The following is a 12,909-nucleotide window of genomic DNA, read 5'->3' on the forward strand; positions in this document are numbered from 1 at the left end:
TTTGGATGCGAAGTGCGAAGTGCGTAACGTCTCCTACGAGTTTAGCCGATCGCACTTTCAAATTCTTCTAGGGCTTGCAAATTTCCCACCTGCCAAGCACGTTCCACTGTAGCAGGAATCAGTTGGGCGATCGCAATTCCCGGAAAATTCGGACTCATATCGGATTCTACATACTCTCCATCTTGCAGCAAATAAATGCGAAGTCTGCCGCTGTCGTAAACCCAGACTTCTGGAACTCCAATAATTTTATAGGCATCGATCGTAGTTTTAGAAGTTACATCCGTCTCAATAGCCAAATCCGGCGGCGGATCGTCCGGTAAAAGTCGGCGGCGGCAAATCATCCGCTGATAATTTAGAATATAAAAGCAAGCATCAGGTTCAACTCCTGCTGCACCTTTCCGTTTGAAAGTAGTAGAACCAAAGGGTTCATATCTTCTGCCCGCTGACTTGAGTAAAATTTTTACAATATCGGAAATTAAATCTTTCGGAATTTCCCGATCTAGTAAGGGAACCATCATTTCTAAGGTACTGTTGCTGTAGGCAATTCTGGTTCTTCATTTTTCCCCTAATTCCTCCAAAATCGACTCTAATTCCAGCCAACTTACATTTGGAATAGTTACGACACTGCCGGGAGCAAGCTCGATCTGGCTAACAGGTTTGAGCACGGGGGTGATAACAATCATAAGCTGAATTAGGAGCTAGTTGTTAAATTTGTGCCAAGGGCAGGCAGGATGCCTACCCCACAAGAGTTTTTGGATATATCTGTTGAGTTTAGCACGGGCAACGAGAAGAGATTCGCGATCGCACTTTTGACTCAATTCTAGAAACATCGATCGCACATTTATGACTTCATTGCAGCCGGATTAATTTGACTAACAGACTCATGATTTCTCCCTGTTCCGGTGTAATAATGATGCGATTGTCGGGAATGGCGATCGGATGAGTCCAACGAACAGCTTCCTCGTAGCGCAATGCGTGCAGTTGGTGGATAGTTCGGCGTACTCCCAGCGGCGAACCGATGATGACGTGACGGACTGCTTCGCGATCAGCCTCAAAGGTTTGGTTGGTTAAAACATTGGGCGATGTTTGGTTCGATGATGAATCTTGCAACATGGCTTTGACTAATAATTTTGGATTGGTTTGATGCTTTGTAACAGTAAAACCGCGTACAATGACAGATTGAAGAAAAGACAGCAATTCCCCTACAGCACAAGTGGCTTAGCTGGTGCTGTCTCGTCTTTATGTGTTTTATTAGCGTAAACCCATTTACGGTTAGCCGTCAAGTGATTTGCGTAAATTAATTTATGGTAAGGATCGAGCTGCTTGTGGAAATGCCGGAAAAATCAGAGCGTTCGCCCCTAATGCGGCTCAGACTTAAGCGATCGCTAACCCAAAAGCAGCTAGCAGACGCACTTGGCGTTACGGAAACAACTGTAAGGAACTGGGAATCGGGGCGCTCGGTACCGAAGCTAACGCCTGTTCAATACAAGAAGTTGCTAGAAATTCTGCAAATTACCTCTGCTGAATTACCAGACCAATTTGGTTTTCCTAGCGATGCTGATGGATAGAAAATGGAATATTATAATTGAGGCGTTTTATTTAAACGAACTCATACAATGTCTTGAAAAAAAAAGGAATATGAGACTTAACATCGCTATGTTGCTCTGAATAAAATCTCCCAATTTCTAACGATAGTTGCTCTCTAAATACCCAATCTTCCCGGCTAAAGTCACCAAATGGCTTAATTTGATGCCAATAATCCTTAGCTTTTTTAATTGTCAGCAAAACTGCGATCGACTGGTTCCTATGCGTTTCATCTACAGGATTGTGAAACCGCTCTTTCCACGAAGCCTGAAAGTTTTTAACTTCGGTACAATCCAATCCCGAACAGTAACTAATGCGATCGAACGCTCTCTGTAGGTTGTTTTGTAAATCCAAGTCGCTACAAATTGCATCAGCCATATCCAGATAAATATTTGCGAGTACCGCAGGATTCCCCTGATAAATCGGCTCGTTACAACAATTGTCAAATATTGGTTGAAGTTCAGGTGTCAGAAAATATGCTTCTTTATGAATCAAACCTGTAATCCATATCCGGTGCTTTGCTGCGTTTTGCTCTTTCACCTCCGATTTTTCGTAAAGATTGCGAAAAATTGCTTCTGTATCTGTAAAAATATAATTGTCGATCCTTTGCAGTTGCAAGTCTAAGTCTATTATTGCAAAAAGTCGCTCGGGATCTAAATATGAATTAGTGGTATCCTTTTCGTGTAATCTTGGAAGGGTAAAGTAGGTGTCTAATACATCTTTGCGATCGCCGCAGTTGAAAAATTCCGGTAAATTCTGTCTCCACCATGTCGGAACGCAAGCCTTATAAAAGTTGGCATCAGGCATTTGTTCCATTGCTTTATAAGCTTGAGGTGACTCTCTACCCTGCGTTTTCCGAATATCACCTTCGCACAATACCACAATTTTGTTTTTAATTCTGCGAGATTGAAGAATTGCCTCGCAATGTTTTTTTAGCTGTTCTGGATTAAGACTCATTTGTAATATTAGATGCTTGTTTGATCAGTTTTGGCTCAATTTCTTTAACATGAGCTGGTGTCAGAGCTTCACACAATGCGTAGGAGTGAGTTGCGAGAATATATTGATTGCTGGGAGCCCACTCTTTGAGGTCTGATATAATTTGATATTGCCAATCTGGATGAAAAGCAATTTCAACTTCATCCATCAAAACAATAGCATCTTCTATGTTGCGAGACTGGAGCCAAGCATAAATGCTGAGTCTTTTTAGTTCGCCGTGACTTAAATCTTCTGGATATAGTTCTATAGTTTCACCATTTTTCTCTAATTTTAAAGTTACTCCTGAAAGGTCTTTGTCAATATTTATTGTTTTACAGCTTAATAAAAATCTTAATTCATTTACTAAGGTTTGATAGCTGTTACCATATTTACCTGTCTCTATAGCTTCTTTAAAATCTTTATCTCTAGCAGCTTTAAAGGCTTCAATGAGTAAATCTACATCCAGAAAGTCATAAGTAAAAAATCCTTTTAATTGAGATTTGGATTTTTTAATTTTATCGAAATAATGCTCATTTGTCTGACTGTGACTTTTAAATAATAGTTCTCTAGCAGATCTATCTAGAAATAGAAAAACTTGTGTGGAGGGAGCTGCTAAAAATATTTTATCTGAAACTATGTTTAAAAAATCGTTGGTTTCTTTCCTATCTATATTATTTAAATGACAGAGTAAAGCTTCATTTTGCTGATCGTTTGATTTTTTTTCACTTGAATAGTTACATATATATGTCATATTTTTTTCTGTTAAATGTTCAATTATCTTTTGCCAAACTTCCTCACAGCTTCCATAGGTATTTTTCAAATTATTTAGATTATTGTCAACTTCTTGTAGTCTGTATTGTATTTCGTCTTGAAAACTTTGAATCTCTTTAATGGATACATTTTTTTTGGAGTTAACAACAGATATTAATGCTGAAACTCTTGAATTTGATAGCGATTGTTGAATCCACCTAAATTCCTTTGTAGCCGTGTCAAACCTTTGTTGATTGTCTTCAATGTTTTTGATTGTATCTAATCGATGGCTACTGAGTGTTAAGCTCTTATTTACTGATTCTAAATCTGCAATTTGCTTTTCCATTTCTTTAAATTGCGTTACAGGATAAAAAGTGATATCTTCTGTATTTTTGATTTTACTATTTAAAGACGCGGACTTTTTTAGAAAAGAATTTTTGCAAACAAAAAAAATAAGTTGAACTGTTTTTTTTCCATTCCAAATATCAATAATTGCTAAATTTGTTTTATCTTCTCCATCAGCCACTTTAAATCCTTGAATCAAGTTTTGTAAAAATGGTTTTTTATCGTCATCCACAGAACAGTGCAGCAATACAAAAATTAACTGCAACAACGTACTTTTACCGCCACCATTTTGACTACCCAGCGGAAAAATCTTAGGAACAAAATCCTTTTCAAAAGTGATGTCAATATCTTTTAAACCGCGAAAATCAGGAACTTGAACTCGTAGCAAGTGCATAATAAACTCCTGGTGTTGGTTTGCATTTTTTTATTGAAACGCTGAGTCCCAATTATTTTAGATTATAACTCACCTATTTTACTATTTTCAGGAACAGGCTTTCCGGCCTGTTCCACAACATATTAAATTAATGCTTTTTCGCTGAATCCGGCAGTCCGCCAGGGGTTAAAACTCCTGTCTCAAAGCTAAAGTCCTCTGAAGAGGACTGAAGAACTCATTAGTCCTCTGAAGAGGACTTTCGCTATTAGCCAGGGAATTCATTCCCTGGCGGGCTGGGGGCCTTTCGGTTTAAGCAGGAGATGAAATTAAACCTTAAACTTCTCCACAATCCGTCTCATCGCTTCCTCCACATTCTCCCGACTATTAAACGCCGAAATGCGGAAATAACCCTCACCCGCCGCACCAAAACCCGAGCCCGGAGTTCCCACCACATTGCAAGTTTCCAGCAACTTCTGAAAGAAATCCCAACTCGACAAACCGTGAGGCGTTTTCACCCACACATAAGGTGCATTTTCGCCACCAAAAACCTCGATTCCCGCCGCTGTCAATTTCTCGCGAATAATCGCAGCATTTTCCATGTAAAAATTGACTAATGCCTGAATCTGTGCCTTGCCAGCCTCAGAATAAACCGCCTCAGCACCGCGCTGCACGATGTAAGAAACTCCGTTAAATTTAGTAGATTGGCGGCGGTTCCACAACTTCCAAATTTCGACATCGGAACCATCTGCTGCTTTTCCAGTCAAAGTCTTCGGTACAACTGTTAGCGCGCAGCGAGTACCCGTAAAACCAGCATTCTTGGAAAAAGAACGAAATTCGATCGCACAATCCCGCGCTCCTTCAATTTCGTAGATAGAATGCGGTAAACTCGGATCGGTAATATACGCTTCGTAAGCCGCATCGAAGAAAATAATTGAACCGTTAGCTTTAGCATAATTTACCCAAGCTTGCAAGTGTTCCTTAGTTGCAGTTGCCCCCGTCGGGTTATTCGGAAAACACAAGTAAATTAAATCGACTTTTTTGTCTGTGGGAATTTGGGCAGTAAAATTGTTTTCCGCTGTAATTGGCAGGTAAACTAAGCCGCCGTATTCGCCATTTTCGTTGGCATCTCCCGTGTGTCCGGCCATCACGTTAGTGTCTACATACACCGGATAAACTGGATCTGTAACTGCGATCGTATTATTGTTGCCAAAAATATCGAGAATATTGCCGCAATCGCACTTAGAACCATCAGAAATAAAGATTTCCGAAGCATCAACATCGCATCCCCGCGACTTGAAATCGTGCTCGGCAATTTTCTCCCGCAGCCACTCATAACCTTGTTCCGGGCCGTATCCTTTAAAGGTATCCCGCGAACCCATATCTTCTACCGCCTTCACCATCGCCTCCCGACAAGCAGCCGGTAGCGGTTCAGTCACGTCGCCAATCCCCAGCCGGATGATGGGCGCTTCGGGATTCGCCTCTGCATAGGCTTTCACCCTGCGCCCAATTTCGGGAAACAGGTAGCCGGCTTTGAGTTTGAGGTAGTTGTCGTTGATAGTTGCCATAGTTCGATCGCTACAAATGTCGTAGAATAGCTTACTCCCAATTGTCTCTCTCAAGCAGCAGCAAGTTCGGCAACCAGCAATGTACGGGATTTAAGGGATGTGACGGATGGATGTTCGGGGAAGAGAAAGATTTTCCCGACTCGGACACTCAAACACTTCGATACTCCGCCATCACAGCCAATCTGCCTAGTTGCTGACCAGCCATTGACCAAAAAATCAAATCACCTTGTATAATCAGAATAGTATGAAGTGCAGAAACAATTATGGACGAGATCGAGTACGCCAAACTCTATCAGGAACTGGCGGCAATTCTGAATGAGTTTAATTTAGGTTGGGTAGTTCAACAAGTAGCAGATACTGTCGAGATAGGCAAAGTAATTGAAGAGCGATCGCTCAAAAGAAAAACACCCCTGCTCAAGATAGAAGATTATACCGCAAAAGAACAACTTTTGCTGTTAATTGATGCTGTCGAGCAAGCGACTGTGAACACTTCCGAAATGGAAGACGAAATTGCTTATTTCTTGAAAGTAGAATCAGAAACCTCTCCCCTCGGCACAAAAATTACCTTTGCCAATTCAGGTGCCGAAACTGCCAAAACAATTGAGTTTACCTCCAGCGTCACAGCCCCCCGCCACAAACAGGCGATCGCCCTCAAGCACTTGCTGGAAAAACTGCCCTCCGGGCCCAGCAACTACGCCATAAATTCCGACATTAAAAGCAAATTAAAAAGCTCGATCGATCCCGATTTTAATACAGCGGCAGAACAAGCCAGAATTTTTGACACTTACCTCTTCACTATTCTGCTAAAAGCAGTTGCTAATGAAGGCGGTACTATTTATTACAACAATGTTTTAGACGACGAAACACCGAAATATTTAACATTTAGAAAAACAGCGGGAAAAATTCACGGAACTGCACATCCATACACTCATGCTGTGGTGGAATTTCCCGACAAACCAGCCCTGGAAGTTCACCTAGGAGTAAAAGTCCAAGGTAGAGCCGGAGTTCTGCACAACTGCAACGTTTTAATTTTGTACCAAAAAGAAGCAAATATCTGCCGCTTGCTCAACCGCGAACCCCGACACTCGCAAGTAATTTTAGCAGTAAAATCGGAACACAGCACCTCGGAACTAAAACTAGAAATGGCCGGTGCTTTTATCGGCTTAGCGTCAGACATTCGCTACGAAGGCGGCAGCTATTTCATTTCTAACAGTTACTCCCCACCCGTCGCAAAACTCCTAACTACCGCTCGCAAAAAATGGGAACTAAACATTTTTCCGAGAGCCACAAACGATGTCCATCGACTGATGTACTCGTTTCAAACTATCTTTAAAGACTTTAAGGCTAGAAACTGATTCGATTAATCAGGACTAAGGCCAACTAGCACAAAAGTCTTGCTAGATTCTTTGTGTTAGGTTTCGTTCCACGAGCCTAACCTACTGTCTGATGCAAGTAAGGACTGTTTTTCTGCTTGTTCCCGGAGGGGTAAATGCGAGTTTCCTAAATTTGCCCGGTTAAATGTATTTGCTAATGTATCTGCTACATGAGTCAAGAAAATAATCTATCATGTTGCGAGCACCCGAACCTTACGAATAATGTTTAAGAAAGATAAATCTTCCCTGCTGTTTACGATCGGAGCCGCCACACTTCTGATCGGTTTAGGCTTTGTCACCTACTACCTCGTCATTTCCCGTGGGCCCGCCAAAGATTTGCCGGCGGGGGCAACGGTTGTCCCCCAAGATACGATGATGGCCCTATCCATCAGCACCGATGAATCGCAGTGGACTAAACTGCGAGAGTTTGGCACGCCGGAGTCAAAAGCTTCGTTTGAGAGGTTTTTAACGGAAATGCGCGATCGCCTTCTCACAAGCAACGGCTACGCCTACCAGCAAGACATTCAACCCTGGGTGGGTAACACTGCAATGGTAGCCTTTCTCCGCAACAAAATAGCTATACCAGCCCCCTCGCCGGCACCCAACACGCCCCCATCTCCCCCAATTCAACAGTCAGTGGCAATTATCTTGCCAATTGCCAACCCGATCAAAGCCAAAGAATTATTAGCAAAACCCAGACCCCTCAGCCAAGGAAAAATAGTTGAGCGTAATTATAAAGGCGTGCAAGTCACAGAAACTCAAGGCGTACCCGATCGCAATTTCTCCGTCGCGGTATTGGGAACCAACTATCTAGCAGTCACCACAGATCCTAGCGCTACAGACAGAATAATCGACACCTACAAAGGCGAACCTTCCCTAGCAAAAACCCCTGGCTATGCAGACGCCATAGACAAAATAAAAAGTCCGGGCGCCTTCGGTCAAATCTACGTCAATATGCCCGTTGCCGCCGCCTATGCCGCCGCTAACTCAGCCCGTGAAATTTCGCCAGAAAGCCTCGAAAAACTGCAACAAAATCAAGGATTTGCCACCACTGCGACGTTGGATGTAGAAGGAATTGCCTTCAAATCAGTCTCTTGGCTAAAACCAGATTCTACCAGAAGGATAGCAGTAGAAAACAATGCTCTAAAAATGGTTAACCGCCTGCCAAGCAATACAATAATGATGGTATCCGGCGGCAACTTGCAGCGTTTGTGGCAAGACTACGTATTGGGAGCCGATACGAACCCGATTTCCCCGATTAATCCCCAAGTTTTACGCACAGGTTTAAAATCGACTACCGGCTTGGATTTAGATAAAGACTTGATGAACTGGATGGCGGGAGAATTTTCTCTATCATTAATACCAGCCCCCGCCCAGAATCCCAAAGACAAATTTGCTGCCGGATTTGTATTTATGGTGGAAACAAACAACCAGGGCGCCGCCAACAAATCCCTCAAACAGCTTGATGAAACGATGAAAACTAAAGGGTTTAGAGTGGAGGAAATTAAAGTCGGCGGCAAACCGGCAATTAAATGGACATCGCCGTTTGGAGGGATTACGGTAACTCGCGGTTGGATGAACGATGTAATGTTTATGACAGTAGGAGCTCCCGTGGTTGATGCGATCGTTCCGGCACCGAAAAGTCCGCTTTTAAGCAGCGAACTGTTCCAGAAAACTGTACGATCGCAACTTCAACCCCACAACGGCAATTTTTTCATCGACACCGAGAGTGCGTTTAACCCGAAAAACCTAGCTTTACCGGAGTTTCCTCCCAGCCAAAAAATGTGGATTGATGCCACGCGGTCGATCGGCGTTACAGCGGCCGTCATTGGCGATCGTACCACCCGTTATGACGCTTTTGTCGGTCTCAAAAAATCCACCCAATCCACTCCTTCTGCAAATCCTTCCGGGAATCTTGCTTCACCGCGCCCTGCTTCACCGCGCCCTGCTTCTCCCAGTGCCTCGCCCACTGTCCAAACTTCACCCAACTAACTCTTAAATCATTCAACAAATCCGCCTGGACACCCCATTAAACAGCAACAGGGCGACAGATTAAAATCGAAAGGCAGCCGCCAGAAGGAACAAGGAAGAAGCAAGGACAGGACTTACGGATACAGACTAAAGAAACCGGGTTTTTTTATCGTTTCTGCAGGCTGCAACGAATTATTTTCGTTAACAAACCCGGTTTCTATGCAGCCCTGCGTCCAGGAATACCAAAGCAACCGAGTTTTTTAAGCCTTGGACTGCAACTAAGTGTTTTCGTAAAAAAACAGGGTTTCTGCGTCCAGGAATAAAGAAGCAATCGACCGTTTCTGACACACCCTACACTTTATGTACCCGTTGCGTCCAGCACTTCTTATTTTTGTCAGAATTTTAAGGGTCGGCAATTGTAGAGCCGGCTTTTTTTGTTCTTTATAAAACGAAAGGAAAAATTTTTTACGTGGATTTTCCCCGGTCAGTTCTGAGCGCAGAAGCCGATTTTTTAAACCAATACGGTTCAGTTAAGGGCTATGCAGTGCTTAAAACAATAAATACAGGAGGATTCATTCACTCTGACGGAAGAAGTGGCAGAGATTTTAGGATGGGTTGATTGACTTTAATCATTATTGTTAAAGTTTGTAACAAAAACTGTTAATTTCAAGAATCTTTACCAATTTTTTACCGTTGCTATCTAGCCTTCAAATATGCAGGTAAGGGAAAAAAAAATTGTATCTGGTGGCGGCGGGTTTAGCTAAAAATCTATGATACAAGCCAGTTATAAGCCAATACGCTTGGTTTAACACTGTTTGTTACTCGGATATCCGCCTCGCATCTCCCTCCCAGGGCGGGAGAGAACACTCTTGTCCCGCCCTTTTTTTAGGGGCGCTCGGGCTTATCTGAACCGTATTGTTTTTTAAACCGCCATACTTCCTTCAAACTCTCACTAATGTAAAAAAAACGGTTTCTAGGGGTCGGAGTGCGTCTAGGAAAGCCAGCTTTTTTATATGTCATCCGGAAGATACAGCTTCTAGGCATTGCGAGTTATATTTAGATTGTGGAGAAGATACGCTCGGGGAATTGCAAATGCAGAGGCAAATTTTACAGGGAAATTTTCCTCAGTGAGTCGGGAAAGTGAGTCTGGAACGCACTTGCAGTCCGAAACCCGCTAGCTTCATAAATATACAGCCTTTAACTCCAATTTTTCAGAGAAATTAGGTTTATTTACCTAATTTCTGTGTATATATTTTACCCATTAAAAACCTATGGAAACCGCCAAAAATATTCAAATAAAGGCTAAATTCCTGTCGAAAAAAAGAATAAGCAAACTGGCACTTTCTCTGCCAATTATCTTAATTAATCTTTACTTTTTGCAAGCAAAAGCCGAAGGTCAAACCATTGTTCCAGCGGCGGAAGGAACGAACACAACAGTCACTCCCGCAGCCCAAAACGGAACTCCTGGGCAGCCAACTCGCTTCGATATTCAAGGCGGACAATTATCGAGCGATCAACAAAATCTTTTCCACAGCTTTACAGAATTCGGCTTGTCGGAAAATCAGATTGCCAACTTTATATCAAACCCCAACATTCGCAACATTTTAGCGGGCATAGGCGGCGGCAACCCCTCGATTATTAACGGCTTAATTCAAGTAACCGGCGGCAATTCTAACTTGTTTCTGATGAATCCATCCGGCATCATATTTGGCAACAACGCCAGCTTAAACGTGCCGGCTTCTTTCACAGCAACCACCGCCACCGCTATTGGATTTGGTTCAAACTCATTTAACGCCAACGGTAGTAGCACTTATACATCTCTGACAGGTGCCCCCAATTCCTTTACTTTTGGAGCCGATCAGGCAGGGGCAATTATCAGCACGGCAGACTTAGCAGTCAAGTCAGGGCAGAACTTAACCTTGCTCGGCGGTACCGTTGTCAGCACAGGCAGCCTTTCTGCCCCAGACGGTCAAATTACCGTAGCATCAGTCTCCGGGACAAATTTAGTGCGCGTCAGCCAGCGAGGCAATTTGCTGAGTTTGGAAATCGAGCCGCCCTCAGCGACCAGCAGCACTGAAACATCCAGCACAGCTTCGACATTCTCGATCGCATCCTTGCCCGAACTGCTCACAGGCATCGGTGAAACAAACGCTACAGGCATCAGCGTCAATGCCAGCGGTGAAGTGGTACTCACGGCCTCTAACCGAGCAATAGCTGCGGGGGACGTGGCACTAAAAGATGCAAACGCTCAGGCGATCGAAATTCAAGCAGCGAACAGCATTGCAGTTAGCGGAAACCTGACAACTTCCCAAGGTGGCCCAATCGCCCTAGAAGCTAGTGGCGACATTAGCACTGCGGATCTCGACTCCCACTCTGACACCACCGCAGGCGGCAACATCACCGTCACCAGCCGTACAGGAAAAGTAGAAACAGGCAATATCAACGCAAGCTCGATCGACAAAACCAGCAACGCCGGAGACGTTAGTATTGCAGCACCCTCAAGCAGCATTCAAACAGGGTTCATAGACGCCAACTCCGAAGAAAAACAAGGAGGCGCAGTCACTCTCAACGCCCGCAACGATATCGAAGTAACCCATATCAACACCGAAGGCCGAACAGGCGGAGGAGAGATTGACATTACAGCCGGCGGTAATTTCCGAGCTACAGGCACTTTCATAAACGATAACAACTGCTTGTCGCAAGCTTGCAGCATTTCCGCATCCACGACTGGTAGCGCCAATGGTGGAGATATCACCATTCGCCACGGTGGCGAAGCCTCGAACACTCTTTTCAGCGTCGGGCCAGACTATAACAGAGTCAACGGTACTGCTGGCAGCATTGCCACTGGGGGTCCAAAGAAGGAAAATGTGATTACACAGGGAGGTTATTTCAGCCCCACCCCTCAGATAGTACAGCCGACCCAAATTAACATTACGGCTTCTTCAGTATCGCCAGCACCGACACCCGCACCAGCGCCCGCACCAGCGCCCGCACCGACACCAGCGCCAGCACCGACACCAGCACCAGCGCCCGCGCCAGCACCAGCGCCCGCACCAACACCAGCGCCCGCACCAACACCAGCGTCCGCACCAACACCAGCGCCCGCACCAACACCAGCGCCCGCACCAACACCAGCGCCAGCGCCCGCACCGACACCAGCGCCAGCGCCAGCGCCAGCGCCAGCACCGACACCAGCACCGACACCAGCGCCAGCACCAGCACCAGCACCAGCACCCGCGCCCGCGCCAGCACCAGCGCCCGCACCGACTCCCCCACAAGCATCCCTACCAACTCCAGCACCAGCGCCAGCACCTGAACCAGCGCCAGCACCTGAACCAGCGCCAACACCAGCACCAGCACCAGCACCAGCACCAGCGCCAGCACCAGCACCTGAACCAGCGCCAGCACCAGCACCAGCGCCAGCACCTGAACCAGCGCCAGCACCTGAACCAGCGCCAACACCAGCACCAGCACCAGCGCCAGCACCAGCACCAGCGCCAGCGCCAACACCCGCGCCAGCACCCGCGCCAGCGCCAGCGCCAGCACCCGCGCCAGCACCCGCGCCAGCACCGATCTCAAATTTGCCACCAGCACCAGCGCCCGCGCCAGCACCGATCTCAAATTTTCCACCAGCACCGACAATTACTCAAAATCCCTCGCCGGTCTCAAATTTGCCACCAGCACCAGCGCCCGCGCCAGCACCAGCCTCAAATGTGCCACCGACACCGACCATTACTCAAAATCCAGCACCAGTCTCAAATGTGCCACCAGCACCGACCATTACTCAAAATCCAGCACCGGTCTCAAATGTGCCACCAGCACCGACCATTACTCAAAATCCAGCACCGGTCTCAAATGTGCCACCAGCACCGACCATTACTCAAAATCCAGCACCGGTCTCAAATGTGCCACCAGCACCGACCATTACTCAAAATCCAGCACCGGTCTCAAATGTGCCACCAGCACCGACCAT

The 12,909-nt window shown here is 45.5% G+C and carries 8 protein-coding genes and 1 pseudogene; 4 read left to right on the forward strand and 5 right to left on the reverse strand.

Annotated features, from left to right (window positions below):
• Window positions 1-41 precede the first annotated feature (41 nt).
• Window positions 42-683 (reverse strand): annotated as a pseudogene (locus tag QUA23_RS27375) (Uma2 family endonuclease).
• Between the two features lie 166 nt (window positions 684-849).
• Entirely contained in the window at window positions 850-1,113 is a 264-nt protein-coding gene (locus QUA23_RS27380; protein WP_333078990.1) for a hypothetical protein, read from the reverse strand.
• Window positions 1,114-1,304: 191 nt separating this feature from the next.
• Between QUA23_RS27380 and QUA23_RS27385 the strand changes: the two genes are divergently transcribed.
• A complete protein-coding gene (locus QUA23_RS27385) occupies window positions 1,305-1,568 on the forward strand; it encodes a helix-turn-helix transcriptional regulator (RefSeq protein ID WP_333078989.1) in 264 nt (87 codons plus the stop codon).
• A 31-nt stretch (window positions 1,569-1,599) separates the two neighbouring features.
• Here the strand turns inward: QUA23_RS27385 and QUA23_RS27390 are convergent, their stop codons facing one another.
• The 3 genes from QUA23_RS27390 to QUA23_RS27400 all read right to left on the reverse strand — a co-directional run bounded on the left by QUA23_RS27390 (window position 1,600) and on the right by QUA23_RS27400 (window position 5,592).
• Window positions 1,600-2,541: a hypothetical protein gene (locus QUA23_RS27390; protein WP_333078988.1), complete on the reverse strand. Its 942-nt coding sequence runs from the start codon at window positions 2,539-2,541 to the stop codon at window positions 1,600-1,602.
• Window positions 2,531-4,048: an AAA family ATPase gene (locus tag QUA23_RS27395; protein ID WP_333078987.1), complete on the reverse strand. Its 1,518-nt coding sequence runs from the start codon at window positions 4,046-4,048 to the stop codon at window positions 2,531-2,533. Before QUA23_RS27395 ends, QUA23_RS27390 begins: the two co-directional genes overlap by 11 nt.
• Window positions 4,049-4,353: 305 nt before the next feature.
• On the reverse strand, window positions 4,354-5,592 hold the full coding sequence (locus tag QUA23_RS27400; RefSeq protein ID WP_015176997.1) for an LL-diaminopimelate aminotransferase: 1,239 nt from the start codon (window positions 5,590-5,592) through the stop codon (window positions 4,354-4,356).
• A 263-nt stretch (window positions 5,593-5,855) separates the two neighbouring features.
• Between QUA23_RS27400 and QUA23_RS27405 the strand changes: the two genes are divergently transcribed.
• The 3 genes from QUA23_RS27405 to QUA23_RS27415 form a co-directional block, all read left to right on the forward strand.
• Window positions 5,856-6,947 carry a hypothetical protein gene (locus QUA23_RS27405; RefSeq protein WP_333078986.1) on the forward strand — a complete coding sequence of 364 codons (1,092 nt, stop codon included), beginning with the start codon at window positions 5,856-5,858 and terminating at the stop codon, window positions 6,945-6,947.
• A gap of 240 nt (window positions 6,948-7,187) precedes the next feature.
• On the forward strand, window positions 7,188-8,957 hold the full coding sequence (locus QUA23_RS27410) for a DUF3352 domain-containing protein (RefSeq protein ID WP_333078985.1): 1,770 nt from the start codon (window positions 7,188-7,190) through the stop codon (window positions 8,955-8,957).
• 1,250 nt (window positions 8,958-10,207) lie between these two features.
• Window positions 10,208-12,909: two-partner secretion domain-containing protein (locus QUA23_RS27415; protein WP_333110611.1), on the forward strand; the 2,702-nt coding region annotated here is incomplete at its 3' end.

This window comes from Microcoleus sp. Pol1C5 (assembly GCF_036701115.1).
GTDB lineage: Bacteria > Cyanobacteriota > Cyanobacteriia > Cyanobacteriales > Microcoleaceae > Microcoleus.